At 64.6% G+C, this 25,836-nt stretch carries 23 protein-coding genes and 1 tRNA gene; 11 read left to right on the top strand and 13 right to left on the bottom strand.

The genetic code is table 11. The annotated features are described in order from the left end of the window. Positions 1 to 339 precede the first annotated feature (339 nt). Complete coding sequence (locus WBP06_RS10420; protein WP_395327218.1) at positions 340 to 612, top strand: hypothetical protein; 273 nt, start codon at positions 340 to 342, stop codon at positions 610 to 612. A 200-nt stretch (positions 613 to 812) separates the two neighbouring features. On the opposite strand, the gene WBP06_RS10415 is transcribed toward WBP06_RS10420, so the two are convergent. The 3 genes from WBP06_RS10415 to purF form a co-directional block, all read right to left on the bottom strand. Then, positions 813 to 1,151 carry a PilZ domain-containing protein gene (locus WBP06_RS10415; RefSeq protein WP_395327216.1) on the bottom strand — a complete coding sequence of 113 codons (339 nt, stop codon included), beginning with the start codon at positions 1,149 to 1,151 and terminating at the stop codon, positions 813 to 815. 85 nt (positions 1,152 to 1,236) lie between these two features. Next, positions 1,237 to 1,968 carry an SDR family NAD(P)-dependent oxidoreductase gene (locus WBP06_RS10410; protein ID WP_395327214.1) on the bottom strand — a complete coding sequence of 244 codons (732 nt, stop codon included), beginning with the start codon at positions 1,966 to 1,968 and terminating at the stop codon, positions 1,237 to 1,239. Further along, positions 1,965 to 3,413 (bottom strand): amidophosphoribosyltransferase, encoded by a 1,449-nt coding sequence (gene purF, locus WBP06_RS10405; RefSeq protein ID WP_395327212.1) that lies wholly within the window; start codon positions 3,411 to 3,413, stop codon positions 1,965 to 1,967. The genes WBP06_RS10410 and purF overlap by 4 nt, the downstream gene beginning before the upstream one ends. A 371-nt stretch (positions 3,414 to 3,784) precedes the next feature. On the opposite strand from purF, the gene WBP06_RS10400 reads away from it, so the two are divergent. The 4 genes from WBP06_RS10400 (at position 3,785) to WBP06_RS10385 (ending at position 6,650) form a co-directional block, all read left to right on the top strand. Then, complete coding sequence (locus WBP06_RS10400) at positions 3,785 to 5,026, top strand: lipoprotein-releasing ABC transporter permease subunit (RefSeq protein ID WP_395327210.1); 1,242 nt, start codon at positions 3,785 to 3,787, stop codon at positions 5,024 to 5,026. Continuing rightward, the gene (locus WBP06_RS10395) at positions 5,019 to 5,693 is read left to right on the top strand and encodes an ABC transporter ATP-binding protein (RefSeq protein WP_395327208.1); all 675 of its coding nucleotides are present in this window, start codon (positions 5,019 to 5,021) and stop codon (positions 5,691 to 5,693) included. Before WBP06_RS10400 ends, WBP06_RS10395 begins: the two co-directional genes overlap by 8 nt. Positions 5,694 to 5,863: 170 nt before the next feature. Beyond that, complete coding sequence (locus tag WBP06_RS10390) at positions 5,864 to 6,148, top strand: hypothetical protein (RefSeq protein WP_395327206.1); 285 nt, start codon at positions 5,864 to 5,866, stop codon at positions 6,146 to 6,148. 10 nt (positions 6,149 to 6,158) lie between these two features. Further along, positions 6,159 to 6,650: a glutathione peroxidase gene (locus WBP06_RS10385; protein WP_395327204.1), complete on the top strand. Its 492-nt coding sequence runs from the start codon at positions 6,159 to 6,161 to the stop codon at positions 6,648 to 6,650. A 64-nt stretch (positions 6,651 to 6,714) separates the two neighbouring features. Here WBP06_RS10385 and WBP06_RS10380 read toward each other — a convergent pair whose 3' ends face one another. Then, positions 6,715 to 6,975 carry an RcnB family protein gene (locus WBP06_RS10380; protein WP_395327202.1) on the bottom strand — a complete coding sequence of 87 codons (261 nt, stop codon included), beginning with the start codon at positions 6,973 to 6,975 and terminating at the stop codon, positions 6,715 to 6,717. An 836-nt stretch (positions 6,976 to 7,811) separates the two neighbouring features. On the opposite strand from WBP06_RS10380, the gene dnaE reads away from it, so the two are divergent. Next, a complete protein-coding gene (gene dnaE / locus WBP06_RS10375; protein WP_395327201.1) occupies positions 7,812 to 11,414 on the top strand; it encodes a DNA polymerase III subunit alpha in 3,603 nt (1,200 codons plus the stop codon). A gap of 112 nt (positions 11,415 to 11,526) precedes the next feature. Next, positions 11,527 to 13,125 (top strand): long-chain fatty acid--CoA ligase, encoded by a 1,599-nt coding sequence (locus WBP06_RS10370; RefSeq protein ID WP_395327199.1) that lies wholly within the window; start codon positions 11,527 to 11,529, stop codon positions 13,123 to 13,125. A gap of 10 nt (positions 13,126 to 13,135) precedes the next feature. Here the strand turns inward: WBP06_RS10370 and WBP06_RS10365 are convergent, their stop codons facing one another. The 3 genes from WBP06_RS10365 to WBP06_RS10355 form a co-directional block, all read right to left on the bottom strand. Then, the gene (locus WBP06_RS10365) at positions 13,136 to 13,414 is read right to left on the bottom strand and encodes a hypothetical protein (protein WP_395327197.1); all 279 of its coding nucleotides are present in this window, start codon (positions 13,412 to 13,414) and stop codon (positions 13,136 to 13,138) included. A 60-nt stretch (positions 13,415 to 13,474) separates the two neighbouring features. Beyond that, a complete protein-coding gene (locus WBP06_RS10360) occupies positions 13,475 to 14,272 on the bottom strand; it encodes an enoyl-CoA hydratase/isomerase family protein (RefSeq protein ID WP_395327195.1) in 798 nt (265 codons plus the stop codon). 79 nt (positions 14,273 to 14,351) lie between these two features. Beyond that, positions 14,352 to 15,422: a PA0069 family radical SAM protein gene (locus tag WBP06_RS10355; RefSeq protein WP_395327194.1), complete on the bottom strand. Its 1,071-nt coding sequence runs from the start codon at positions 15,420 to 15,422 to the stop codon at positions 14,352 to 14,354. Between the two features lie 102 nt (positions 15,423 to 15,524). Between WBP06_RS10355 and WBP06_RS10350 the strand changes: the two genes are divergently transcribed. The 3 genes from WBP06_RS10350 to WBP06_RS10340 all read left to right on the top strand — a co-directional run bounded on the left by WBP06_RS10350 (position 15,525) and on the right by WBP06_RS10340 (position 18,133). Beyond that, the gene (locus WBP06_RS10350; protein WP_395327193.1) at positions 15,525 to 16,112 is read left to right on the top strand and encodes a TetR/AcrR family transcriptional regulator; all 588 of its coding nucleotides are present in this window, start codon (positions 15,525 to 15,527) and stop codon (positions 16,110 to 16,112) included. 140 nt (positions 16,113 to 16,252) lie between these two features. Further along, positions 16,253 to 17,098, top strand: a complete 846-nt coding sequence (locus WBP06_RS10345) for a TauD/TfdA dioxygenase family protein (protein ID WP_395327191.1) — start codon at positions 16,253 to 16,255, stop codon at positions 17,096 to 17,098. Between the two features lie 177 nt (positions 17,099 to 17,275). Continuing rightward, positions 17,276 to 18,133, top strand: a complete 858-nt coding sequence (locus tag WBP06_RS10340) for a TauD/TfdA dioxygenase family protein (protein ID WP_395327189.1) — start codon at positions 17,276 to 17,278, stop codon at positions 18,131 to 18,133. A gap of 327 nt (positions 18,134 to 18,460) precedes the next feature. Here the strand turns inward: WBP06_RS10340 and WBP06_RS10335 are convergent, their stop codons facing one another. The 4 genes from WBP06_RS10335 to cpdR form a co-directional block, all read right to left on the bottom strand. Then, the gene (locus WBP06_RS10335; protein ID WP_395327188.1) at positions 18,461 to 19,684 is read right to left on the bottom strand and encodes an NADP-dependent isocitrate dehydrogenase; all 1,224 of its coding nucleotides are present in this window, start codon (positions 19,682 to 19,684) and stop codon (positions 18,461 to 18,463) included. Between the two features lie 151 nt (positions 19,685 to 19,835). Further along, positions 19,836 to 21,110 (bottom strand): DUF3422 family protein, encoded by a 1,275-nt coding sequence (locus tag WBP06_RS10330; RefSeq protein WP_395327186.1) that lies wholly within the window; start codon positions 21,108 to 21,110, stop codon positions 19,836 to 19,838. Positions 21,111 to 21,273: 163 nt separating this feature from the next. Then, positions 21,274 to 21,348 (bottom strand) — tRNA-Val (locus tag WBP06_RS10325). Between the two features lie 147 nt (positions 21,349 to 21,495). After that, positions 21,496 to 21,870 (bottom strand): cell cycle two-component system response regulator CpdR, encoded by a 375-nt coding sequence (gene cpdR / locus WBP06_RS10320; protein ID WP_395327185.1) that lies wholly within the window; start codon positions 21,868 to 21,870, stop codon positions 21,496 to 21,498. A gap of 154 nt (positions 21,871 to 22,024) precedes the next feature. On the opposite strand from cpdR, the gene WBP06_RS10315 reads away from it, so the two are divergent. Beyond that, the gene (locus tag WBP06_RS10315) at positions 22,025 to 22,963 is read left to right on the top strand and encodes an N-formylglutamate amidohydrolase (protein WP_395334122.1); all 939 of its coding nucleotides are present in this window, start codon (positions 22,025 to 22,027) and stop codon (positions 22,961 to 22,963) included. A gap of 388 nt (positions 22,964 to 23,351) precedes the next feature. Here the strand turns inward: WBP06_RS10315 and WBP06_RS10310 are convergent, their stop codons facing one another. After that, positions 23,352 to 24,122, bottom strand: coding sequence for a SapC family protein (locus tag WBP06_RS10310; protein ID WP_395327183.1), 771 nt, complete (start codon positions 24,120 to 24,122; stop codon positions 23,352 to 23,354). A gap of 122 nt (positions 24,123 to 24,244) precedes the next feature. Continuing rightward, positions 24,245 to 25,711 carry an FAD-binding oxidoreductase gene (locus tag WBP06_RS10305; protein ID WP_395327181.1) on the bottom strand — a complete coding sequence of 489 codons (1,467 nt, stop codon included), beginning with the start codon at positions 25,709 to 25,711 and terminating at the stop codon, positions 24,245 to 24,247. Positions 25,712 to 25,836: the final 125 nt, after the last annotated feature.

Here is a 25,836-nt window from a genome sequence, read left to right as displayed (position 1 = left end):
CCCGCAAGCGGGAGGGGCTGGGGGTGGGCTTTTGCGATTTCCACCACGGCAAAAGTAGCGGGAGGTCAGCCCGGATCGTCTGGCGGTATGCCGCCTTAGTGGACGTTGACGAAGCCTTGCTTGGTCGGAACCTCATGGACCTTTATATTGTCCAATACACATTTCACTTTTTGATACGGACTGCCTGCTGGAGGCATCCAGCGAACTGCGCCGTCTATCCATTGGAGCTGTGCACGCGGTACATCGCACTGATCGGCAATGGCCCTCAACTCCGCAGGCCAATCTTTAGGCTGAGGTGCGGCGACTGCCGTTGCAGATTGGGCAGCGAGGACAAGGGCGATGAGCATTATCGCGGAACGTGCCACTGCCACCGAATGTCTGCAATCGGGAACGGGCAATCTGCAAACGGATGCTTGCGGCCCGGTTTCGGATGGAGCGTTGGAATGCCGGTCAGTCAATTTCCGGGGGAGGTCTCACCGCCGCGGCTCAGCAGCAGGTGGTACGCGTTTCGTCGTCTATCTCGGCGCGCAGGGAGGCGATGAGGGCGGCCTGTTCGCGAAGGGCGGCGGCGGCCTGGAGCATGGTTGTGCCGGCTGCGGCGTCATGACCTAGCGAAGCCCACATTTCGAGGGTTCGGGCCAGTTCCTCGGCCTCACGCTGCTCCACTGTTGTCTCCCATTCGGCGCGGATTGCTCCGGCTTGGTTGGGAGGCGTATCTTCTTCAAAAGGCTGAAAGATCGACGCTTAATCTGCGAACGTGCCACTCGGTCGGACGAATGACATGCGGGCGGACGGCCGGAGGTGCCTTCGCGTCAGCCGCCAGCGCCGCTCCAGCGGGCGAGGATGGATTCGAGGATGATCGGGCTGAGAAGCTGTTCGAAAGCGCAGCCGACAAGGCCGTCCTGCCACCAGATCACGCGCGAGGGCAGGGCTTCCATGCCGGGCAGGGTCAGCCAGCAATAGGTGCCGGGGTGGATGCGGCTGATCGCGGTGGTGGAGAAGCCGGAGAGCGAAAGGTCGCGCACCGCCGTCTGGAAACCCTTGGCGCCCGATGCGCGAAAGCTGGCGGGAATCGAAATGCGCACGCGCGGCGCGCTGCGGTCTTCCTGCGCGGCCAGTTCGTAGCGCTGCGGCGGTTCAGTGTTGATCATCGGCCCGATACCTGTCCCGTTTTGGACGGCGCGGGGATCATGGCGCCGTCCGGACGAAGGATCGCCGCGTGCAGTTACCAGGGCGTTACGAAGGTTGGTTAACAGTCTCGCGGTGGCGGGTCTCGTACGGTTCACCCAGCAGTGCCACGATCCGCTCCGCCACGACTTCGGGCGGCTTGACCGAGGCAGGCGCTTCGCCCGGATAGGCGCGGGCGCGCATCGCGGTGCGGGTGGCGCCGGGATTGACGATGGCTACGCGCACTTTCGACGTGTTGCGCGTCTCTTCCGCATAGCATTCCAGTAGCACGTCGCCGGCGGCCTTGCTGGCGGCATAGGCGCCCCAGAACGCGCGCGGCTTTTCCGCGACGGTGCTGGTCATGCCGATCACGCGCGCGTCCTCGCTCTTGCGCAGCAGCGGATCGAAGTTGGCGATCAGCGCCTGCGTGGCGAGCACGTTGGTGGTCAGCGCCTTGTTGAAGGCGCGCTGGTCGATATCGGCCACGCTGGTCAGTTCAGGCAGGATCGCCGCGTTGACCACCAGGATGTCCAGCTTGCCCCAGCGCTGCGAGACGGCCGTGGCCAGACGGGCGATGCCGTCCGGCTCCACCAGGTCGACCGGCGCGATCGTGGCCGCGCCGCCCGACTGATAGATCCGTTCTTCGATCGCTTCCAGCGCCTTGGTATCGCGCCCGGTCAGCAGCACATGCGCGCCGGCTTCCGCCAGCGCCACGGCCGTTGCCGCGCCGATGCCGCGGCTCGAACCGGTGACGAGCGCCACCTGCCCCGCAAAGGGCTTGCCCCCGTTCTGGTCGCTCACGCTGCGGTCAGCTCGGTGGCGAAGCGATCGGTGAAGTCGGTCAGCTTGGTCGGATATTCGCCCGAGAAGCATGCGTCGCAGAACTGCGGGCACTTCTTGATGCGCTTTTCTTCACCCACCGCGCGGTAGAGGCCGTCGATCGAGACGAAGGCCAGGCTGTCCGCCTTGATGAAGTCCGCCATGGCCTGAATGTCCATGTTGGCGGCCAGCAGCTTCGAACGCTCCGGCGTGTCGACGCCGTAGAAGCACGAATGCTCGGTCGGCGGGCTGGCGATGCGCATGTGCACTTCGGCAGCGCCGGCATCGCGCATCATCTCGACGATCTTGAGCGAGGTGGTGCCGCGCACGATCGAATCGTCGATCAGGATGATCTTCTTGCCTTCCACCACGGCGCGGTTGGCGTTGTGCTTGCGCTTGACGTCCGCATGGCGGGCCGCGTCACCCGGCTGGATGAAGGTGCGGCCGACGTAGTGCGAACGGATGATGCCCAGTTCGAAGGGAATGCCGGACTGCTGGGCATAACCGATGGCGGCAGGCACGCCGCTGTCGGGAACCGGGATGACGACGTCGGCAGCGGCGGGCGCTTCCTTGGCCAGTTCCATGCCGATCTGCTTGCGCACCTGATAGACCGAGCGACCGTCCATCACCGAATCGGGTCGGCTGAAGTAGACGTGCTCGAAGATGCAGGGGCGCGGTGCCGGGTTGCCGAAGGGGCGATGGCTGGAGATCGTGCCCTTGTGGTCCACCTGAACCATCTCGCCCGGCTCGATCGAGCGGACGAATTCGGCGCCGATCACGTCGAACGCCACGGTTTCGGAGGCGAACACGGTGGCATCGCCGATGCGGCCCATCACCAGCGGCCGGATGCCCAGCGGATCGCGGCAGGCGATCATGCCCTCTGCGGTCATGCAGATCAGCGAGTACGCGCCTTCCACCATGCGCAGCGCATCGACGAAACGGTCGAGCAGGGTGGGATAGCGGCTGGTGGCGACGAGGTGGATGATCACCTCGGTATCGGAGGTCGACTGGAAGATCGAACCCTTCGAAACCAGATCGCGCTTCAGCGTCATCGCGTTGGAAATGTTGCCGTTGTGGGCGATCGAGAAGCCGCCGTCGGCAAGATCGGCGAACAGCGGCTGCACGTTGCGCAGGCCCGAACCGCCCGTGGTGGCATAGCGCACATGGCCGGATGCCATGGTGCCGGGCAGGGTGTCCAGCTCTCGCTGAGAGAACACTTGCGCCACGTGGCCGAGGCCGCGGTAGGAGTGGAACTCCGATCCGCTGAAGCTGGTGATGCCCACCGCTTCCTGGCCGCGATGCTGCAGGGAGTGAAGCCCGGCGGCGGCGATATTCGCCGCCTCACGAGCGCCGATTACGCCGAAGATGCCGCACTCTTCGCGCAGCTTGTCCCCGTCGGCGTCAAGGAAGGGGTGAGTCAGGTTCATGGGTGTTTTTTCCGGCCCGTTGGCGCGTCAATATCTGGCGCGCATTTGGATCGGATCGCCCGCAATTGCAAGGGGAGAAGGGCAGGAACCGCCGACTCCCGCGGGAACGCGCGGATGCGTGCGGGCATAAAGGGCGGCAGGCTGGCGACTTGCGCGCCGAAGATGACCACCTGATGACGGCAACGCGGCCGCCGGGCCGGGGCGCGGCGCGAATCGCACCGCCTCGGGAACCGCGTTCCGCTTCACGCATTGTTCAGCCTCGCAAATCCACCCGACACCATCCGCCCGGCGGTCGTCGAGGGTCCTGCTTGCCACTGCGCCCGCATGCCCTTAATGCCGCCCTATCCTACGATCTCAGACGGACCCGTCGCTTGATCCTGTCCCCATTCGAATGGACCATCGCAAAGCGCTACATGCTGCCCGGAAAGGGTGAGCGCTTTATCGCATTGGTCGCCGGCATCAGCCTTGTCGCCGTCATGCTCGGCGTCGCCGCGCTGGTTATCGTCATGAGCGTCATGAACGGTTTCCGGGCCGAACTCTTCGACAAGATCGTGGGGCTGAACGGCCATGCGATCATCCAGGCCTATGGTGGCCGGCTGGACAACTGGCAGGGCGTTCTGAAGGACGTCCAGGGCACGCCAGGTGTCGTTCGGGCATCGCCGCTGATCGAGCAGCCGCTGCTGGCCAGCTTCAACGGCCGGGTGGAGGCGATCCTGGTGCGCGGCAATACCGACACCGACATCGGCCGCCTGAAGGACAAGGTGAAGTCGGGCAATCTGGCAGACCTGCGGCCCGACAGCAGCAATGTCGCGATCGGCACGCAACTGGCGCAGAACCTGGGCGCGCAAGTGGGCGACATGATCACCGTGATCAACCCGCAGGGCCGCGCCACGCCATTCGGCACGGTCCCGCGCCAGATATCCTATCGCGTCGCCGCCATCTTCGAGATCGGCGTCTACGACTACGACAACGCCTTCGTGGTCATGCCGATGCGCGATGCGCAGACCCTGCTGCTGACTGGCGACACGGTGGGCATGATCGAGGTGACCACCACCGATCCCGACCATGTCGAGCGCATCCTGGCCCCGATCCAGCGCAAGCTGGCGGGCCGGGCGGTCGTCACCGACTGGAAGACCATCAATGCCTCGTTGTTCGAAGCGCTGGCGGTGGAGCGCGTGGCGATGTTCGTGGTGCTGTCCATCATCGTGCTGGTGGCGGTGTTCAACATCCTCTCCTCGCTGATCATGCTGGTCCGCGCCAAGACGCGCGACATCGCGATCCTGCGCACGATGGGCGCCACGCGCCGCTCGCTGCTGAAGGTCTTCGTGACGACCGGCTTCTGCATCGGTGCGCTCGGCACCGTGGCCGGCGTCATCGTCGGCTTCATCTTCCTCTATTTTCGCCAGCCGATCGTCCATGCGGTGGAGATCGTCACCGGCCAGAACCTGTGGGATCCGTCGATCCGCTTCCTGACCGAATTGCCCTCTCAGCCTGATTCGGTGGAGGTCGCAGTGATCTGCGTGATGTCACTGGTCTTCAGTTTCCTTGCCACGCTCTACCCGGCCTACAAGGCGGCGAGCACCGATCCCGTGCAGGTGCTGCGCTATGAATGATCCTGTCGTTCGCCTCAAAGGCCTTACCCGCAGTTTCGAGCAGGGCGGCGTCACCATCGACGTTCTGCGCGGCGTGAATCTGGACGTGCAGCCGGGCGAGATCGTGGCGCTGCTCGGCCCCTCGGGCTCGGGCAAGTCGACGATGCTTCAGGCCATCGGTCTGCTGGAAGGCGGCTTCGGCGGTCTGATCGAGATTGCCGGGATCGACGCATCGAAGCTGGGCAAGGACCGCCGCGCGGCGGTGCGCCGCGATCACATCGGTTTCGTCTACCAGTTCCACCACCTGCTGCCGGACTTCAACGCGATCGAGAACGTGGTGCTGCCGCAGCTGATCACCGGCAAGCCGCGCGGCGAGTGCGAGGATCGGGCGAAGGAACTGCTGGGCGCGCTGGGCCTCGGCCAGCGCCTGGAACACCGGCCCAGCAAGCTTTCCGGCGGCGAACAGCAGCGCGTGGCAGTCGCCCGCGCACTCGCCAATCGCCCGCGGCTGGTGCTGGCGGACGAGCCCACCGGCAATCTGGACGAGGCGACGGCGGACAAGGTCTTCGCCCAGTTCCTGGAACTGGTGCGCGGGCAGGGCAGCGCCGCGCTGGTGGCCACGCACAACGAACGGCTGGCTGCGGCGATGGACCGCGTCGTGCGCCTGCACGAAGGCGTGCTGACCTGATCGGCATTGCCCCAGTCTTATTGCCCCGCACCTATCGCCCTGATGGTATCGAGACGCGCCGGGCTTGCTCCTTGTGGGTATCCCGGATGGCCGAGCGGAACTCTCGTTGAATTCCGTGATTTCGCATACCAGATACGTTAGAATACAAGCACACAGAAGGATCGCAGCACATGAGCGACATTCCGTCCACCATCCGGGCCGAAAGCTCCGGACCGGAACGGTTCCACTGGGAAGACTCGGCGGAACTGCACAAGTGCGCGGACGGCGGCGGCCTGTTCCATAACCTGAAGGTGATCCGCCGCGGCACCGTGGTCGATCTGATCAACTTCGTTATGAGCCTGCCGGAAAACGAACAGGACGATTATGCCATCCAGAAGGACGGCGATCGCATGTTCCGCATCGGCGAAATCCGCGCCTTGTCCCGCCGGGCCGACTTCCCCAGCAAAGACGCCTGAGTACAGGCGGTTGAGCAAGGATCCGCGCACGATCGCCGATTTCACGGCGACTTTGCCTGATGGCAAGAATGTCAGCCTGGCCGACCGGGCGGGCAAAGTGCTGCTGGTGGTCAACACTGCCAGCAAGTGCGGGTTCACGCCGCAGTACAAGGGGTTGGAGGAACTCTGGCGCAAGCATGGCGCACAGGGTTTCGAGGTTGTGGCTTTTCCCTGCAACCAGTTCGGCGGCCAGGAACCGGGTGACGCCGGGGAAATTGCCGAGTTCTGCGAAGTGAACTTCGGCCTTTCCTTCCCGTTGATGGGGAAGGTGGAGGTCAATGGCGACAACGCGCCGCCGCTTTGGCAATGGCTGAAGGCAGAGGCACCGGGCGTGCTGGGCAGCAAGTCGATCAAGTGGAACTTCACCAAGTTCCTGATCGGCCGCGACGGCAAGGTGGTGCGTCGCTACGCCCCTACCGACAAGCCCGAAGCGCTGGAAAAGGACATCGTCGCGCTGCTCTGAACGGCCCGATTTCCGGACATCAAAACGGGGCGCTGCCATACCGGCAGCGCCCCGTTTCGTTTCGTCAGTAGAAGGCGCCGTAGATCACATCGACCACCATGCGGGTGCGGCGGTCCACAAGCAGCAGATCGGGGCCATAGCGCACCCAGTAGTAGCCTACCGGCGGCGGGCCGACGCCGATCATCGCATAGTCCTGGAACAGGTAGGTCGCCGATAGGAAGACTGCGGGAAGGATCATGTGCGTCCGCCAGCGGCGATAGGAATAGCCGTGCGGATAGCGGAAGGGCGGCGCGTGCATCGGGCGGAACGTCGGCGGACGGCCCATCCCGGGGCGATGCGGTTGGTTTACCACGGGTGGGCGGCCGTTGTTCGGCGGTCGTCCATTATTCGGTGGACGCCCATTGTTCGGTGGCCGCTGGTTGTTGCCACCGCCTGGCGGACGGGTCGCGTTACCACCGCCGTTTGGAGGACGCGTGGCATTTCCGCCCCCGCTGGGCGGTCGGGTTGCGTTTCCGCCCCCGCTTGGCGGGCGTGTCGCATTTCCGCCGCCGCCGGGCGGCCGCGTTGCGTTTCCGCCCCCGCTGGGCGGCCGGGTCGCATTTCCGCCACCACTGGGAGGACGGGTGGCATTGCTACCACCGTTGGGTGGGCCGCCTCCGCCGCCGCTGGGCGGTCGCGTTGCGTTTCCGCCACCACTCGGCGGCCGGGCGCCTTGCGATGGTCCGGGGCGGTTCTGCTGAGCCAACGCGGCGAATTCGTCGGGCAGCAGCCCATCCGGGGCAAGCAGCAGCGGAACAAGGGCAAGATAGGCGTACTTCATTCAGAGGTCTCCCAGTACGACCGCGAGAATGGGCCAGGGGAGTGGCACGATCTGTGCACACCCGGAACATGAACGGGACTTGCGGGAACTGTTGCCGATGTTCCGAAAGATGGGGGCGGCAATTCGGGCAAGCCGGACTCGATGAAGTTGCGATACCGACGATGCTCTTGTTTCTCATCGTTTTCAAGGCGCTCCGGCCGATCGTGGCGGCGGCTTGGCGCGAAGGCATTGACGCCGGGAAGAGCAGTATCCCCCGGCTTATCCCCAGCCCCTGGCCTCGCACCGGCATTGATCGCGCGGGGGCCTTGATTGCGCGGGGGCGCAACGCCTAAATTCCTTCGATGGCCCATGCACCTTTCGTTCCCCTGCGCATCTTTTCGAGTTTCACGATGCTGGACGGGGCGATCGATCCCAAGGCCGCGGCCAAGCTGGCGAAGGAGCGGAAGTTCCCCGCCGCCGCGATCTGCGATCGCAACGGCCTTTATGGCGCGCCCACTTATGCGCAGGCGTGCAAAGGCGCGGGGGTGCAGCCTATCGTCGGCACGTTCCTGGCCATCGGCCGCCCCGGCCCAGTGGCGCAAGGGCAGGATCGCCCGATCGACTGGCTGGCACTCTTCGCGCAGAACGAGGCGGGCTGGCTCAACTTGTGCGATCTTGTCAGCCGTGCGCACCTCGATCGGCCGCTGGAACTCGATGCCCATGTCGAGCTGGAAAGCCTGCGCGGCCACACCGATGGTCTGATCTGCCTGACCGGCGGCGGGGAGGGCGCGCTCGCCCGGCTCTACGCGGCGGGCAAAGCGGAAGCGGCGGAAAGCTATTGCGACACGCTGCAATCGCTGTTCGGCGATCGACTCTACATCGAGATCACCCGCACCGGCGAGGATGTGGAGGACGAGAGCGAGGAAGACCTGATCGCGCTCGCCTACGAACGCGATATCCCGCTGGTCGGCACCAACCCTGCACAATATGCCGAGGCGAAGTTCCACCCTGCGCATGACGCGATGCTCTGTATTGCCAACTCCACGCAAGTCGATGCGCCGGAGCGTCCGCGATCCTCATCCGAACGTTGGGTGAAGCCGGTCGAGATGATGCAGGAACTGTTCGCGGACCTGCCCGAAGCGCTCGCCAACACGCTCGTTGTCGCGCAGCGCTGCGCCTATATGCCGCCGCGCCGCAAGCCGCTGCTGCCCAGCCTTGCTGGCGACCTTGAGGGCGAGGCGCGGATGCTGGCGGACAATTCGCGCGCCGGCCTTGCCAGCCGCCTGGCGCCCTATTGGCCGGACGTGACCGAGGACGAACTCGACGCCGCGATGGCCCTGCAGGGCGATGAGCGTGAGGCAGCCTACAAGGAACTGGCCGAACGCGGCGTGACCGAGGATTTCCTCGACTATGCCAAGCGCCTCGATTTCGAAGTGCAGATCATCGTCGGCATGGGCTTCCCCGGCTACTTCCTGATCGTGGCCGACTTCATCAAGTGGGCGAAGGACAACGACATTCCGGTGGGGCCGGGCCGTGGTTCGGGTGCAGGTTCGCTGGTCGCCTGGGCGTTGACCGTCACCGACCTTGACCCGCTGAAGCTGGGCCTGCTGTTCGAACGCTTCCTGAACCCGGAACGCGTTTCGATGCCGGACTTCGATATCGACTTCTGCGAAACCCGGCGCGGTGAGGTGATCCGCTACGTTCAGCGCAAGTACGGGCACGATCACGTGGCCCAGATCATCACCTTCGGTAAGATGAAGGCCCGCGCCGTGCTGCGCGATTGCGGGCGCATCCTGCAGATGGGTTACGGCCGCGTCGACGGGCTTTGCAAGATGGTGCCCAACCATCCGACCGACCCCTGGACGCTGACCGAGGCGCTGCACGGCCGCAAGAAGCACGGCGTTACCTCCGATCCGCCGGTTGCCGAATTCCGTCGCGAATACGATGTGGATCACGAGGTGAAGCGCCTCGTCGACCTTGCCGTGCAGCTGGAAGGCCTGCCGCGCAACTCGTCCACCCACGCGGCGGGTGTGGTCATCGGCGACCGTCCGCTGGCGCAACTGGTGCCGCTCTACCGCGATCCGCGTTCGGACATGCCGGTGACGCAGTTCGACATGAAGTCGGTGGAAGACACCGGCCTCGTGAAGTTCGACTTCCTCGGCCTGAAGACGCTGTCGGTGCTGAAGAAGGCGTGCGACCTGCTGGAACGGCGAGGGATTTCGATCAACCTTTCGACCCTCGCCTGGGACGATGCGGCGGTCTACGAACTGCTCAAGCGCGGCGACACGGTCGGCGTGTTCCAGCTGGAATCGGAAGGCATGCGCCGTACGCTGGCGGCGGTGAAGCCGACCAATTTCGGCGACATCATCGCGCTCGTCTCACTCTATCGTCCGGGCCCGATGGACAATATTCCGCTGTTCGGCAGGCGCAAGAACGGGCTGGAATCGATCGAGTATCCGCACGAGAAGCTCTCGGGCATCCTCAGTGAGACCTATGGGATCTTCGTCTACCAGGAACAGGTCATGCAGGCCGCGCAGATCCTGGCGGGCTACTCGCTGGGCGACGCTGACCTTCTGCGCCGCGCGATGGGCAAGAAGGTCCAGGCGGAAATGGACAAGCAGCGCCAGCGCTTCGTCGATGGCTGCAAGGAAGTGTCGAACATCGACGCCGCCAAGGCCAACGAACTGTTCGACTTGATCGACAAGTTCGCGGGCTATGGCTTCAACAAGTCGCACGCCGCCGCCTACGCGCTGCTCGCCTACCATACCGCATGGTTCAAGGCGCATTACCCGCACGAATTCTACGCCGCGTCGATGTGCTTCGACATGCACCAGTCGGAAAAGCTGGCGATCTTCGTGGACGACGCGCGCCGCAACGGCATCGAACTGGCCCCGCCCGACATCAACATGTCCGAAGCCGAATTCTGCGTGGAGGAAACGCCGGACAGCCACGCCGTGCGCTATGCGCTGGCGGGCATCCGCAACGTCGGCGAAAAGGCGATGGAAGCCCTGGTCGCCGAGCGCGAGACGAACGGCAAGTTCGAAAGCCTGGACGACGTGTTCCGTCGCGCGCCGGCCGGATCGATGAACCGCCGCCAGCTGGAAAGCCTTGCTGCAGCAGGCGGGTTCGATGGGCTGGAGCCCAACCGCGCCAAAGTCCTGGCCAACGCCGATACTTTGCTGGCCGAGGCGGACCGCTCCTCTCGCGAGCGCAATTCGGACCAGAACAGCCTGTTCGGCGGCGACGATCACGTCGAACAGGGCCTGCGCCTTGTCGACGCGGAGCCATGGAGCCGTACCGACCAGATGGCGAAGGAGCGTGAGAATTTCGGCTTCTACTTCGCCGCGCATCCGGTGGAACAGTACCGCGCGGTGGCTTCGGCCAACGGCGCGCGCACCTTCTCCAGCCTGATGGCCGGTGGCAGCGGCGGCGGGCGTGCCGGCGCCGTCATGGCGGCGATGGTCGAGAACGTGCAGAAGCGAAAGACCAAGCGCGGCAAGGACTTCGTGATGGTCGACTATTCGGATTCCTCGGGCAACTTTTCGGCCTGCTGTTTCGAAGAGAGCATGGTCGAAAGCTTCGTGAAATGGGGCAAGGAGGGCGCCTGTGTGCTGCTCAATGTCGAACTGGACAGCCCCAACGCCGACGAACCGCCGCGCGTGACCGTACGCGGCGCACGCCCGCTGGCCGAAGTGAAGGCGGACGCGCGCATGTTCCTGACGCTCGATATCCATCGGGTGGAGGCGGTGCAGGAATTGGCGCTGCTGATGCGGCCCGGTCCGGCCGGTTCGGGCGAGGTGATGGCGACGCTGCATCTGGGCGGTGGTCAGACGCAGAAAGTGCGACTCGGACGCGACTTCGCGCTGGACGGTGACTTTGCCGAACAGCTTGCCAGCGTGGAGGGCCTGTCCAACATCTCGCTGATCGCGCGTCGTGGACCGGAGGGATTGCGCCGGGCAGCCTAGTGAATCCCGAATTGAAACAACGGTGTCGGGACTTTGCGATGGATGGTGAAACGACTGTCTTGCCTAGGCGGCGTGAGACCTCATAACATTGGCGGCATAGCGGGAGATGGCTATGCCGGGGGACATGCAGGACTGGGACCTGCGCGTATCAGGACTGATCGATCACGCCGCGCGTGAGCACGGCGATCGCGAAATCGTGACTCGCTGGGCGGACGGTGCCGTGACGCGCACGAACTGGGCCGGCATCCGCCGTGATGCGCTGAAGTTGGTGCAGGCGCTGCGCCGGATCGACATCTACCCGGGAGAGCGGGTGGCCACCCTTGCGATGAACCATGGCCGCCATCTGGCCGCGTGGTACGGCATAACGGGCGCGGGCTGCGTGCTCCATACCGTCAACCCGCGGCTGTTCGACGATCAGCTGGCCTGGATCGTGGAGCATGCCGAAGATCGCGTGCTGTTTTACGACGCCGCGTTTCGGCCCATGGTCGAAAGACTGCTGCCGCTTTGCCCGAAGCTGGAACACGCGATCTGCTTCGATTCGGTGGAATGGGGCATCGATTTCGAAGGCTGGATCGGTTGCGAGGATGGCGAGGCGCACTGGACCACGGGCTGCGAACGCTCGCCCTGCATGTTGTGCTACACCAGCGGCACCACCGGGCAGCCGAAGGGCGTGGTCTATACCCACCGTTCGCAAGTGCTGCACACGCTGGCGATGATCGCGCCGTCCGCGCTGGACCTGTCGCCGCGATCGGTAGTGCTGCCGATCGTCCCGATGTTCCATGCCAACAACTGGGGTCTGCCCTGGGCCTCTGCCGCCAGCGGGGCGAAGATGGTCTGGAGCCAGACGAACGATCCCGATGCCCTTTGCTCGCTGATGCGAGAGGAAGGCGTGACCCACGTGGCGGGCGTGCCCACCGTGTGGTTTTCCATGTTCGAGCATCTGGAACGGACCGGCGGCGAAATTCCCCCGATCCGGCAGGCGCTGTCCGGCGGCGCGGCGGTTCCGGCCAGCGTGGTCGAGCGGCTGATGCGGGCCGGCGTGCGGGTGGTGCAGGCCTGGGGCATGACGGAGACGTCGCCCATCGCCACAGTCACTTACGAACCGGCCGACTGGGATGCGCTGACCTTCGAACAGCAAGTCGCGGTGAAATCCGGGCAGGGCCGGCCGCTCTATGGCGCCGAAGTGCGCGTGACGGCGCTGGACGATCCAGCCCGGGAACTGCCGCATGACGGCGCCTCGTCAGGGGCCCTGCAAGTGCGTGGCCCCTGGACCGTGCAACGCTATTTCCGCGCGGATGACGATGCGGTCGACAACGATCAGTGGTTCAGCACCGGTGATGTCGCAACGATTGCGCCTGACGGAACCCTGCACCTGACTGATCGAACCAAGGACCTGATCAAGTCGGGCGGGGAATGGATCAGTTCGGTCGAACTGGAAAACGCCGCCGTGGGCCATCCCGATGTGGTGGAAGCAGCCGCCATCGGCATTCCGCATCCGAAGTGGGACGAGCGTCCGCTGCTGGCCGTGGTTCGCAAACCGGGGGTTACGCTCGCCACCTCAGACCTTCAGGAATATCTCGCCGGCAAGGTGGCGCGCTGGTGGCTGCCCGATGCCATCGAATTCGTGGAGGAATTGCCGCATACCGGCAGCGGTAAACTGGACAAGAAGGCGTTGCGGCGCCTCTATGCCAATTACTCGCTGCCGGCCTGAGGGTGCTTCCTTAATCCTTGTGGTTAAGGTTGTCGGCAGCATCTTTCGCCGCATCGCCAACCTTGTTCGCGGCATCGCCGACATCGTGCGCGGCATTGGCCACGGCGTTGTCGCGGGCGTTCTGGCTCTCGGTCTGGCGGCTGAAGAGATAGATGCCACCCAGCACGGCGACCAGTAGAACCAGCGCCATCACGATGCCGGCGCCGCCCGACGAGCGTTCGCGGATGATGGTGGTGTTATGGACCGGCGCTTCGGCAGCGCGATCGGTCTCGACGATCCTTTCCTCCATTCGGGGCTCCTATCCTGTCCCTTTCGATGGAGGAGAGAACACGCAAGGCCGGATCCGGTTTCACCGATCCCGATATTCGGGCACGCGACGCGCGTGGAAGGCCGAGACCCCCTCGGCGAAATCCTCGCTCATCAGCATCATCACCTGCTGGCGGTCCTCCAGCGCCATCGCATCCGACAGCGAGCGCGCGTCGAGATTGCGATTGATCGCATCCTTGGTCAGCCGAAGGCCCATCGGCGCATTGGCCAGCATCTCGTCAGCGACCGCCAGTGCCCTGTCCAGCAGGTCTTCGCGCGGGGTGATCAGCCCCAGCAGGCCGTGCCGCAGCGCGGTTTCCGCCTCCATGAAGCGGCCCGTCAGCATGTATTCGGCCGCCACCGAGGCGCCGACCATGCGCGGCAGGAAATAGCTGCACCCCAGGTCGCAACCGCCAAGGCCCACCTTGATATAGGCCGCGTTCATCCGAAGGTCCGGCGTGCCGTAGCGAATGTCGCAGGCGAGCAGCAGGGAGAAACCGGCTCCGCAGGCGGCGCCATGGCCCAGACCGATGATCGGCTGCGGGCAGGCGCGCATCAGTTCCAATAGCCCGGCGATCGAGCGCTGGAGGTGCCAGCAATGCTGCAACGCGCCGCGCGAACGGTCGTTATCCCAGCTGGCCAGATCCAGCCCGGCGCTGAAATGGCGGCCATCGGCGCGCAGCACCACCACGCGCACGTCCTGCCGATCGGGCAGGGCGGCGAAGTATTCACGCAGGGCGTAAGTCATCGCTTCGTCGAACGTGTTGAGTGCGTCGGCGCGGTTCAGCGTGACCACCTCCACCGCGCCACGGGTTTCGATGACTATCGGGTTATCGGACATCACACCCTCCCTTGCATGACGGCAAGACCTAGGCGGCCGCGCGAAGCATCGACAGGACCGCAGAGGAAAGCGCTTTTGTCTAAAACAGAGCGAGTTGTCCGTCTCTGCTCGGTGGCCGGAATTGCGAGCAGTCGAGCGAGACCTGCGGCTTGCCGAAGCCAAGGCGCCGCATCGCAATGGCAAAGCGCTGCCGAAACACCTGGGCCCACACCCCGTCCGGCCGCATGCGAGAGAAGAATTGCGGATCGTTGTCGCGCCCTTCGCGCATCGACTGGATCGTCGCCATGACCTTGCCGGCCCGGTCCGGGAAATGGGTATCCAGCCATTCGCGGAACAGCGGGGCGACTTCGTGGGGCAGGCGCACGATGATCCACGAAGCGCTGCGGATTCCGCGCTCCGCCGCGGCTTGGAGGATGTCTTCGATGTAGGTGTCGGTGATTGCCGGGATCACGGGTGCCACCGATACATGGGTGGGCACGCCGGCGTCGGCGAGCTTGCCCAGCGCGGCAAGGCGCTTGGCCGGGGCGACCGCGCGCGGTTCCAGCAGGCGGGAGAGGGCAGGGTCCATGCTGGTGACCGAGACGGCAACATGGGTCAGGTTGTGGCGCGCCAGTTCGGCCAGAATATCCAGATCGCGCACCACCCGGTCCGACTTGGTGGTGATCGTCACCGGATGGCGCACTTCCAGGCAGAGTTCGAGGATCTGGCGCGTCAGTTGGTATCGCGCCTCGATCGGCTGATAGGGATCGGTATTGGTGCCCATGGCGATGGGGGCAGGGCGGTAGCTGGGCTTTGCCAGCGTCTCGCGAAGCAGCTTCACCGCCTGTGGCTTCACGAAGAGCTTCGTCTCGAAATCGAGGCCGGGAGACAGGTCGTGATAGGCATGGGTGGGGCGGGCGAAGCAGTAGATGCAGCCATGTTCGCAGCCGTTGTAGGCATTGATGGAGCGGTCGAACGGAACGTCGGGAGATTTGTTGAAAGACAGGATCGTGCGCGGCGTCAGTTCGGCCACCGTCGTGCGCAGCGGTGGGGGCTCTCCATCGATATCGACCGATGCGTCCAGCCAGTCACCATCGGCCTCCCGCTGGGGAAGGTTGAAGCGCGTGCTGGCCTGTCCGGAGACGGCACCTCTGCCCTTGTGGACTCGCATTCCAACATTGTGAACATAACAAGAACAAAAGGCAAGCGAGTCACGCTCGGTTGATCTTGTGTTCGGCTCGCCCTAGGCATGCCGATCTTCAGAGGAGTTCAGATGGCAGGGGCAGTACGCAGGATCGGGGCAGAAACGTCAGCCACGCGGGCACGCATCGTGGAAGCGGCGGTCGATCTGATCCGGGACGAAGGCTATGCCGCCGCCAGCACGCGCCGGGTGGCCGCGCGCGCGGGGCTGAAGCCTTCGCTGGTGCACTACTACTTCCCCACGACCGACGATCTGCTGCTGGAAGTCTGCCGCCAGGGCGCTGCGGACAGCGACGGCATGATCGAGCAGGCGCTGGCCAGCGAGGATCCGGTGCGGGCGCTCTGGGGCTTTTTCGTCGATACCAGCCGAACTGCGATGTCGCTGGAGTTCATGGCCCTGGCCAACCACCGTCCCGCCGTGCGCGAGAAGATGGCCGAGCATAGCGTTGCGATGCGCGCGCGGCAGGTGGCGATCATCGAACACCTGTTCGGCGATCGCCTGAAGAGCGTGGAAGGCTTCGAACCGGCGGGCCTTGCGGTGATGCTGGCCGGGATCGGCCGCTGCATCGTGATGGAAGAAGGTCTTGGCGTCACGGCCGGCCACGCGCAGGCGCGGGCGATCGTGGAATCGTGGCTGGACCGGCTTGGGGCAAAGTCCTGACGCCTGATCCATGTGACCAAATGCGCGCTGGCGATTGATTGCGGCGGCACTCTGCGCTGGTTTGAACAGGCGTTCAGTCCATGATATCGCCCTCTCCGAACGCTGCACGGCGGCGTAATGTTGTTTGGAGAGTTTGCACGATGTCGGTCGCCACCAAGACCCAGCTGAAGGCAGAGGCGCTCAAGCCGAAGATCGGCAGCCGCGTCCTCAATACCAGGGAAGAACTGCTTTCGGGCGAGATCGCGGCGGAAATCCGCGATCTGCTGGAAGCGCGCGGCGTGCTGGTGTTCCCGCAAGTGAACTTCAGCGATGAAGAGCAGATCGCCTTCACCAAGACGCTGGGCACTTTCGCGCCGGAGCGTAAGGGCGGTGAGGAAGTGATCTCGAAGATCACGCTCGACGCCAAGGAAAACCCGATGAGCGCCGAGTACCTGAAGGGTTCGCTCTACTGGCACATCGACGGCACCCGTAACGACGTGCCGATCCTAGCCTCGCTGCTTTCGTGCCGCGTGCCCAGCCCGCGCGGCACCGGCAACACCGGTTTCGCCAATACCTATGCTGCGTTCGAGGATCTGCCCGCCGACAAGCAGGCCGAATACGAACAGTACCGCGTGGTGCACGGCCCCTGGGCCAGCCTGTTCTACTACGAACCGGAACCCAGCCTGGCCAAGCTGCAGGGCTATGCCCAGATCGGCGAGCAGGAACTGCCGCTGGTGTGGAAGCACAAGTCCGGCCGCAAGAGTCTGGTGATCGGTTGCACGTCCGCGCAGGTGGTCGGCAAGTCGGCGCTGGAAAGCGCGATGATCATCCATGGCCTTCGCGAATGGGCGACGGGTGAAGAGTTCACCTACAGCCACGAATGGGAAGTCGGCGATCTGGTCATGTGGGACAACACCGGCACCATGCACCGTGCCGAGGCCTATGACCCGACTTGCGGCCGCATGATGCACCGTACCAAGCTCGAAGGCGAAGAGCCTTTCGAATAAGGCTGGGATCAAGGCGCTGGGGGGCGCCTCCAGTCATCCTTTGCAGCCCGCCGGACTCAGGTCCGGCGGGCTTCTTTTTGCGTTCGGGAGGGGGTGCCGTCGTTCTTGACGCTACTTGCGCGCGTGCTGTACGAATGTTCAGCAATGAGCGCCGAAGAGCGTCTGGGAGAGTATTCGATGGCAACGACTTCGATTCCATCCACCCACTGGAGCGTTTCCGATGCCGCGCCCGCGATCGGCGCGGTGATCCGGGCCGACAAGGAGACGCTGCTGTCCGGCACCCGCGCGGCGGAAATCCGCGACCTGCTGGAAGCGCGCGGCGTGCTGGTCTTTCAGGATGCGCACTTTACCGATGAAGAGCAGATCGCTTTCACCAAGACGCTGGGTACTTTCGCGCATGAAGTGCATGAGCAGGCGGGCAAAGACGGTGACAACGTCTATCCGATCACGCTGGACACGCGGATCAATCCCAATGCCGATTACCTGAAGGGCGCGTTCTTCTGGCATATCGACGGCACCATGTCGCAAGTGCCGATCCGTGCCTCGATCCTGTCGAGCCGCAAGCTTTCGGAAGAGGGCGGCGATACCGAGTTCTGCAATACTTACGCCGCTTACGATGCGCTTTCCGATGAGGACAAGGCCGCGATCGAGGGGCTGCAAGTGGTTCACTCGCTCTGGCGATCGCAACTCTATCACCAGCCAGAGCCCAGCTACGAACTGCTGATGGCCTGGAAGTCGCGCGGGGAGAACACGCTGCCGCTGGTCTGGACCCACGAGTCGGGCCGCAAGTCGCTGGTGCTGGGCAATACCGCGCAGCAGGTGGTGGGCATGGACTGGGCCAAGAGCGAGGAACTGCTGGTGCGCCTGCGCGACTGGGCGACGCAGCCGCGCTTCGTCTATCGCCACAAGTGGACGCTGGGCGAGACAGTGATTTGGGACAACACCGGCACCATGCATCGCGCCACCTGGTATCCGGCCAATAGCGGCCGCCTGATGCACCGCACCAAGCTGGAGGGCGAGGAAGCCTTCGCGTGATGGGCTGATGCTCTGCTGATCTGACAGGAGAGATCGCGCCACCGCTGCCGTTGGCTAGGCAACCCCGTCATCCCCGCGAAGGCGGGGATCCCGCTTCTTATTCAGGCACGCAATGACGGGGAGACGCCGGAGGCGTCGTATTGTCACGATCTCTCTGCCTGCGCGTAAGTCAAAAAGCAGGCCCCCCGCCTTCGCGGGGGCGACGAGTTTGGAGGGTTTGGGCACCGGGTCTCTCAATCCGGCCGGATTGGCCCGAAGCCAAAGAAAAAACCCCCCGCCTTTCGGCGGAGGGTCTTTCTTGAACCAAAGTCCAGTCAGGCGAAGGGCTTAGCCCCAAGCCGCCATCTTGGCTTCGAGGTTCTGCACGATGGCCTCGAAGAACTGCTCGGTGGTCATCCAGTTCTGGTCCGGACCGATCAGCAGCGCGAGGTCCTTGGTCATCTTGCCGCTTTCGACGGTTTCGATGCAGACCTGCTCCAGCGTCTCGGCGAACTTCACCACTTCCGGCGTCTCGTCGAACTTGCCGCGATAGGCGATGCCGCGCGTCCAGGCGAAGATCGAGGCGATCGGGTTGGTCGAGGTTGCCTTGCCCTGCTGGTGCTGGCGGTAGTGACGGGTCACGGTGCCGTGCGCGGCTTCCGCTTCAACGGTCTTGCCGTCGGGCGAGAGCAGGACCGAGGTCATCAGGCCCAGCGAGCCGAAGCCCTGCGCAACGGTGTCCGACTGCACGTCGCCGTCGTAGTTCTTGCAGGCCCAGACGAACTTGCCCGACCACTTGAGCGCCGAGGCGACCATGTCGTCGATCAGGCGGTGTTCGTAGTGGATGCCGGCAGCCTTGAACTTCTCGGCGAAGCCTTCGCTGTCGAACACTTCCTGGAACAGATCCTTGAAGCGGCCGTCATAGGCCTTGAGGATGGTGTTCTTGGTCGACAGGTACACCGGCCAGCCCAGGTTGAGGCCGTAGTTGAACGAGGCGCGTGCGAAGTCGCGGATCGATTCGTCCAGGTTGTACATCGCCATGGCGACGCCCGGAGCCGGAAAGTCGAACACGTCGAGGTCGATCTTCTCGCCGTTCTCGCCGTCCCACACCAGGCGCAGCTTGCCGGCGCCGGGGATCAGGGTGTCGGTGGCCTTGTACTGGTCGCCGAAGGCGTGACGGCCGACGACGATCGGGTCGGTCCAGCCCGGAACCAGGCGGGGCACGTTCGAGATCACGATCGGCTCGCGGAACACGACGCCGCCCAGGATGTTGCGGATCGTGCCGTTGGGCGACTTCCACATCTTCTTGAGGTTGAATTCGGTAACGCGCGCTTCGTCGGGCGTGATGGTCGCGCACTTCACGGCAACGCCATATTCCTTGGTGGCGTTGGCGGCGTCGACGGTGATCTGGTCGCCCGTCTCGTCACGCTTTTCGACCGAGAGGTCGTAGTACTTGAGGTCGACGTCGAGGTAGGGGAGGATCAGTCGTTCACGGATCCATTCCCAGATGATCCGCGTCATTTCATCGCCGTCCATCTCGACGATGGGGTTCTTGACCTTGATTTTCGCCATTCCAGAAAACTCCCCTGGGGATGAGATTTGGGGGTCTCTTAGGCAGCGGCGCGGCGCTTAGCAAGGCAGGTATCGGCCCGGCGACGCGCAATGCGCGGCGGTGCGCTTGCACATAAGGCACCCTCCCGCGGCATCGACTCCCCTGGGGGCTCTAGTGATCGCTGTGCGCCTTGCGCAGCCGATGCGTGGTCCAGGCGACGAAGGCGACCACGAAGGGCACGCTGACGCCGGTGGCCAGTTCGTAATCCGGCCAATGCCATGCCGCGTGCGATGCTTTCGCCAGATAGCCGACAAGGCTGACCGTGTAGTAGGAGATCGCCGCGACCGAGAGGCCCTCCACCGTCTGCTGAAGCCGCAACTGCATCGCGTTGCGTCGATCGAGCGAGGCCAGGAGATCGCGATTCTGGGCGGCGATTTCCGTGTCGATGCGGGTGCGCAGCAGTTCGGCGGTCCAGGTGACGCGTCCGGCCAGATCGTCGAGCCGCTGCACGAAGCTGGCGCAAGTCTGCACGGCCGGGTGCAGGCGGCGCTGGGTGAAGCCTACCAGCGTCTGCCCGCCGCCCACTGCACTGACGGCCAGCGATTGCACGCGATCATCGCAGATCGCGGCATAGGCGGCGGTGGCGCTCATGCGGTAGCGTGTGGAGGCGGTGATCTGGGCCAGCCGCGAGCCAAGCCCGCCGATCGCATGAAGCAGTTCCTCGCGCGGGCGGGCCTCCCGATCGATATCGCCGCTCAACTGGGCAAGGTCGTTCTCGATCCGGCGCAGTTCCGGGCCGTGCTCCTGGGCGGCGGGCAGGCCGAGCAGGGCCAGCTTGCGATAGTTGCCCAGTTCCAGCAGCGACTGGGCCAGAGCGGGAATGCGGCGGGGATCGTCGTCGCGCACCGCCACGAACATTCGGCCGAAGCCGTCGTGCAGGCGGAAATCCGACCAGATGCGGGCATGGCCGTCATGCACGTCGCAGACGACGAGATCGTCGGCATCGAACCATTGCGCCCACTGCTGGGGCAGTCGGCCGGGGTCGCCGGTGCGACAGATCGCCAGGAAGCTGGCGCGGATGATCGCGCCAGGCATCCGGCCCAGCCACGGCGCGACGAACCGGGCAAAGGCCTCCTCGTCGAACGGTGCGTCGAAAGCGCCGGCGATGATGAAGTTGTAGGTGGCGAATTCGCTGTGGCGTTCCCAGACGAGCGTGGCCCCGCCCAGATCGATCACGGCATGGCGGGCCCCGTTCGCATTCAGGCGTCCCGCATCGAAGTGGACGGCCGCGGCCTCCATTTCGGCCTCGCTGGCCAGCAGCACGAACTGCATCAGGCGGGCGGGGGCGGAGAAGGGTGGCAGCTTGCGACTGTGCATCTCTGCCGTCAGGCTGGCGCGTTCAGGCCGGCTGCGCCGCGCCATCTCGCTCCGAATCTCGTCGAACATGGCTGCTGCTGCCTCGTGCGATTGGCGTTGCCGTCGGTGTTCCGTCTGGGCAGCCGGTCAGCAAGCGCGAAAAGCGGCGGTGCAGTTGCGGCTTACGCCGGGTGGCTGGGCGACGGGCAAAGAAAAACCCCGCGAAATCCGAGGATTTCCGGGGTTTCTCGAATGGTGGGCGTAGCAAGGATTGAACTTGCGACCCCTACGATGTCAACATAGTGCTCTACCACTGAGCTATACGCCCACACCATTCGGTTGGTCCGTTGCGGCGCCGTAGTGCCGCTCGGTGGAGTGGCCCTCTAACGGTGACCTTGGGGGTTGGCAACCCGATTCTTCAAAAAAGTTTGCCGCCCGATTTTTCGGCCTGTGGAAGACCTGTGGATGAAAGGGATCAAAGCTGCGCGTGCTCGGAAAGGCCGAAAACGCGCTGCACTTCCATCACGATGTCGCGCAAGTGGAAGGGCTTCGACAGCACCTTGGCGTGCGGCGCCTCGCGGCTGGCGCGCAGCGTGACGGCGGCGAAGCCGGTGATGAACATCACTTTCGTGGTCGGCGAAACGTCGGCACAGCGTTGCGCCAGTTCGATGCCGTCCATCTCGGGCATGACGATGTCGGAAAGCAGGAGGTCGAAATGCTGGCTCTCCAGCAGCGGCAGGGCGGCGGTGCCGCGATCTACGGCGGTGATGTCGTAGCCGGCGTTCTGCAGTGCCCTGGCAAGGTAGGTGCGCATGGCCTGGTCGTCTTCGGCAAGCAGGATGCGGATCATCGGCTTTATGTCCTGAATCGTTCGCGCGCAGCGCGTCGCACTGGTTAAGGCTATAGGCATAGCGCTTAACCGGTTAAAATTCTCGTCCCGAAAAAGCGGGTGACCGGTTACGGGACGCTTTGACTTGCGCGGGCCAAAGCGCCAGCTTTCGAACATGGTATCGGCTTCGGGTGAGAGTGATTCGCAGAAACTGGCGGGCGGCTGGATTCCCGGCGCTCCAGGCATTCCGGCCTTCACTTTCGAGGGGGCGGAGCCCTCGGTTCTGCCCGTTCTGATCGCGGTTCCCCACGCGGGCCGCGCCTATCCACGATCTCTGCTGGACGATCTGCGTCATCCCGATTCGGTCGCGTTGCGGCTGGAGGATCGCTATGTCGACAGGATCGCCCAGGCCGTTGCCCGGGCGACGGGTGCCGGGCTGCTGCTGGCGCAGGCACCGCGCGCGATGATCGATCTCAACCGCGCGCCGGACGATATCGATTGGGAGATGTTCGGTCGTTCCGCTCGCCCCGCATCGCCGGGGTTGCCAAGCCGACGCGCGCGCAGCGGGCTGGGTCTGATTCCCCGTCGCTTGCCCGGCGTTGGGGAACTGTGGCGGCGGCGGCACGAACGTGCCGACCTTGCGGCGCGCATCGAAGGTATCCACCAGCCCTATCATGAGGCGCTGGGGCAGCATCTGATCGATTTGCGCCAGCGGTGGGGTGCGGCGCTGCTGCTCGACCTGCATTCGATGCCTCCGCTGCCGGCCAGGCTGGGTGGTGAGGCGCCGCGCTTCGTGGTGGGGGACCGGTTTGGTGCCACCTGCCACGGCAGCCTGATCGCCGGCGCCTTCTCGTGGTTTGCCGCCAATGGGCAGGTTGCCGCCCACAATCGCCCCTACGCTGGCGGTTACGTGCTGGAGCGCCATGCCGCGCCGGGTGAGGGCATTCACGCCATGCAACTGGAGGTGGACCGCAGTTGCTATCTCGATTCGCACTTGTCCGAGCCGGGCTCCGGCTTGCCGGCGGCAATCGAGCTTCTGGTCGGGCTCGTACGCCGACTGGCTGCGGGTGTCGGTGAGCTGGGTGGCAAGGAGTGGGCGCAGGCCGCCGAGTGATCGGCCGGTAGCGCAAGCGATTCGCGTCGGGCGGTGCCGCGATGCGTGGGGGCATCCCTCAACCGGACTTCCCGTCAAATCCGCTAATTTACTGAAGACATTAAAAAACCACCTCGCGCGATGCGCGAGGTGGCCAAGGTTCAGGGAGGAGGTGCACGATGTGCACCAACCCGACCGGGCCATGAGGGTAGCGCCGATCAGGCATTGCCAACATAGCAAGCCTTCGGCGACATTCAACCCTTAGAATGAAGCAAGCTGCATACCGATTGCAAGCTCGCGTCGAAAACCTGATGCAGAAAGGGGTGGGAGTGTGACAAAAATGTCAAAAAAACTCCCACCCCTTACGGTTTTACTTGGCTTTCGTTCGGCCGGATCCCGGCCGAAAGGATCAGGCGTTGACCGGGATCTGCGGGCCCTTGCCCTGCGAAACCTGGCGACCGAAGATGTCGCGAACCAGGTCGAGCGAGAAGAGGTGGGCGTAGATCAGCGGCAGCATGCCGTTCTGGTTCCACTGGCGCAGCACGTCGCCGCGCACTTCGCGCAGCTTGGTTTCGTCCACCATCTGGAAACCGCGATAGGTGAAGGGCTGGCCGGTGCCGATGTCGATGTTCAGCTCGCCTTCCATCAGCAGGTTGTGCTTGGCCAGTTCCGCCATGAAGTTGGCGGTCTTGGTGCCGGCGATCTCGAAGTTCTCGCAGAACTTGAGCATGTTCTTGGTGGCGTCGGTCGGCTCGCCTTCGTTGAACAGGGCTTCGCCTTCTTCCATCTCGCCGACGAGATCGCTCGACGGGTCGACGCAGAGCGACAGCTCTTCACTGTCCGGGCGCAGGCGGGCCAGCATGAAGGGATAGCGGCGCGCATAGGCAGGCACATAGACCTGCTCGGTGACCAGGCCTTCGTCGTTCACGAAAACGTTCACGCCTTCGTTCATGCCCATCAGGATCAGCGGCACCGGGTTCTCGCCCGAGGTGAAGATGATCGGGAAGTGGCGCTGGGCCTGCGGAAATTCCTCAACGGTCAGCGGCACCGAGTTGACGCCGACCAGCCAGGTGGCCTTGTCGGTCGAACGGGTCTTCCAGCTGGCGTGCTGCTGGGAATTCAGCGGCACTAGGTCCTTGTAGAACAGGGGCAGGGCAGGATTCTGCGGCGCGGTGGCCATTGCGATACTCTCCGCAAGTCTGGGAAATTTCCAAGAGCGTGGCTTTAGAAGGCCAAGGGGGCGCACGCAAGCACGCTCCCGGGCCGAAACGGGGATATCCGGCGAGTCGGTGTACCTGCTGCCTAGATCAGCTTGCCGGGGTTCAGCAGCCCTTGCGGATCGAGCGCCTGCTTGACCGCGTGGAGGATGGACAGCGCCACGGGATCGCCAAGGCGCGCCAGTTCGTCACGCTTCAATTGGCCGATGCCGTGCTCTGCCGAGATCGAGCCGCCCCATTCGGTGACGAGATCGTGCACGTAACGGCTGATTTCCTTGCCTTCCTTGATCTGCCAGGCGGCTCCGTCGGTCACGCTGGGGGCGATCACGTGATAGTGCACGTTGCCGTCGCCCAGATGCCCGAAGGCCACCGCTTCGGTGCCGGGCCACTTCGCCTCGATCATCGGCGCGGTGGTCTCGACGAAGTCCGGCATCTTCTCAACGGGCACGGAAATGTCATGCTGAACGGCCGGACCGCGTGCGCGCTCCGCCGGGGCGACCGATTCGCGAAGCAGCCACATCGCTTCCGCCTGCGCCTCGCTGGCGGACATCGTGGCGTCTTCCAGCAGTTCCGCTTCGAAAGCGTCGGCCATCATCGTCTCGCACCGGTCGCGCAGCGTGTCGGCGCTCGTGCGGTCGGCCACAACTTCGATCAGGACGTGCCAGCCATGGCGGCCTTCCAGCGGCGCACGGGCATCGGGAAGATGTTCCAGCACCGCGTCGAGGCAGGCCTGCGGCATCACCTCGAACCCTTCCAACGCGTCACCCGCCGCATCCTCGCAATGGAGCAGCAGCTTGCGCGCGGCGCCCAGCGTGGGCACGCCGGCCCAGATCACCACCCGCTCCGCCACTGCGGGCGAAAGCTTCAGGGTGGCGGCGGTGACCATGCCCATCGTGCCTTCGGAGCCGATGAAAAGCTGCTTGAGGTCGAAACCGCGATTGTCCTTCTTCAGCGGCGTCAGCATCGAATAGACCTGCCCATCCGCCAGCACCGCTTCCAGCCCCAGTACCAGCGCGCGCATGGAGCCGTGACGCAGCACCTGGGTGCCGCCGGCGTTGGTGGAGATCAGGCCGCCGACCGTGGCCGAACCCTTGCCGCCCAGCGAGAGCGGGAAGCGCAGGCCCTGCGCTTCGGCAAGTTCATGCAGGTTCTGAAGGACCACGCCGGCCTCGCACGTGATCTGGCGGGCTTCGACGTCGAAATGGCGAACCGCGCTCATGCGTCGCAACGAAAGCAGCAGGGCGTGCCCGCTTTCGTCAGGCGTTGCACCGCCGGACATGCCGCTGTTGCCGCCCTGTGGGACGATGGCGATGCCGTGGCGGGTGCAGAGACGGGCCAGCGCCGAAAGCTCTTCGGTGGTGGCGGGGGAGGCCATGGCGAGGGCCTTGCCGGTGAATCGGCCGCGCCAGTCGGTCAGCCAGGGGGCCAGGAGGTCGGCATCTGTGGTGAGGCCGCGCGGGCCGAGCAGCGCTCCGGCTTCGCTCAGGAAAGCGTCGGCGGCGCGGGCATCGGCTGAACGGGCATCGGCGGCGGGGCTGTCGGTCGTAGTCATAGGGGCGATATGGCACAGCCGCTAATCGGTTTCACGTGGTTTGCTGCCGGGACGACTTGCCGTTTGGGTTAAGCGGTGGTTCAAGCTCCCGGGCTAAGGGGTGTGGCACGGCCTTGTCGCGCTCC

The sequence above is a fragment of the Novosphingobium mississippiense genome (assembly GCF_044029535.1).
GTDB lineage: Bacteria > Pseudomonadota > Alphaproteobacteria > Sphingomonadales > Sphingomonadaceae > Novosphingobium.
The sequence above is the reverse complement of the archived record's forward strand: the minus strand, read 5'-3'. Positions and strand labels throughout refer to the sequence as shown.

What these genes read in the sequence shown, in the direction of transcription:
- WBP06_RS10310 (WP_395327183.1), bottom strand. Translation starts at nt 24,122, where the DNA reads ATGGCCACCGCGCCGCAGAATCCTGCCCTGCCCCTGTTCTACAAGGAC.
- WBP06_RS10380 (WP_395327202.1), bottom strand. Translation starts at nt 6,975, where the DNA reads ATGGGCCGTCCGCCGACGTTCCGCCCGATGCACGCGCCGCCCTTCCGC.
- WBP06_RS10305 (WP_395327181.1), bottom strand. Translation starts at nt 25,711, where the DNA reads ATGACTACGACCGACAGCCCCGCCGCCGATGCCCGTTCAGCCGATGCC.
- WBP06_RS10365 (WP_395327197.1), bottom strand. Translation starts at nt 13,414, where the DNA reads ATGGAGGAAAGGATCGTCGAGACCGATCGCGCTGCCGAAGCGCCGGTC.
- WBP06_RS10315 (WP_395334122.1), top strand. Translation starts at nt 22,025, where the DNA reads ATGGTATCGGCTTCGGGTGAGAGTGATTCGCAGAAACTGGCGGGCGGC.
- WBP06_RS10415 (WP_395327216.1), bottom strand. Translation starts at nt 1,151, where the DNA reads ATGATCAACACTGAACCGCCGCAGCGCTACGAACTGGCCGCGCAGGAA.
- cpdR (WP_395327185.1), bottom strand. Translation starts at nt 21,870, where the DNA reads ATGATCCGCATCCTGCTTGCCGAAGACGACCAGGCCATGCGCACCTAC.
- WBP06_RS10420 (WP_395327218.1), top strand. Translation starts at nt 340, where the DNA reads ATGAGCATTATCGCGGAACGTGCCACTGCCACCGAATGTCTGCAATCG.
- WBP06_RS10340 (WP_395327189.1), top strand. Translation starts at nt 17,276, where the DNA reads ATGGCAACGACTTCGATTCCATCCACCCACTGGAGCGTTTCCGATGCC.
- WBP06_RS10335 (WP_395327188.1), bottom strand. Translation starts at nt 19,684, where the DNA reads ATGGCGAAAATCAAGGTCAAGAACCCCATCGTCGAGATGGACGGCGAT.
- dnaE (WP_395327201.1), top strand. Translation starts at nt 7,812, where the DNA reads ATGGCCCATGCACCTTTCGTTCCCCTGCGCATCTTTTCGAGTTTCACG.
- WBP06_RS10395 (WP_395327208.1), top strand. Translation starts at nt 5,019, where the DNA reads ATGAATGATCCTGTCGTTCGCCTCAAAGGCCTTACCCGCAGTTTCGAG.
- WBP06_RS10350 (WP_395327193.1), top strand. Translation starts at nt 15,525, where the DNA reads ATGGCAGGGGCAGTACGCAGGATCGGGGCAGAAACGTCAGCCACGCGG.
- WBP06_RS10390 (WP_395327206.1), top strand. Translation starts at nt 5,864, where the DNA reads ATGAGCGACATTCCGTCCACCATCCGGGCCGAAAGCTCCGGACCGGAA.
- WBP06_RS10360 (WP_395327195.1), bottom strand. Translation starts at nt 14,272, where the DNA reads ATGTCCGATAACCCGATAGTCATCGAAACCCGTGGCGCGGTGGAGGTG.
- WBP06_RS10330 (WP_395327186.1), bottom strand. Translation starts at nt 21,110, where the DNA reads ATGTTCGACGAGATTCGGAGCGAGATGGCGCGGCGCAGCCGGCCTGAA.
- WBP06_RS10370 (WP_395327199.1), top strand. Translation starts at nt 11,527, where the DNA reads ATGCCGGGGGACATGCAGGACTGGGACCTGCGCGTATCAGGACTGATC.
- purF (WP_395327212.1), bottom strand. Translation starts at nt 3,413, where the DNA reads ATGAACCTGACTCACCCCTTCCTTGACGCCGACGGGGACAAGCTGCGC.
- WBP06_RS10355 (WP_395327194.1), bottom strand. Translation starts at nt 15,422, where the DNA reads ATGCGAGTCCACAAGGGCAGAGGTGCCGTCTCCGGACAGGCCAGCACG.
- WBP06_RS10345 (WP_395327191.1), top strand. Translation starts at nt 16,253, where the DNA reads ATGTCGGTCGCCACCAAGACCCAGCTGAAGGCAGAGGCGCTCAAGCCG.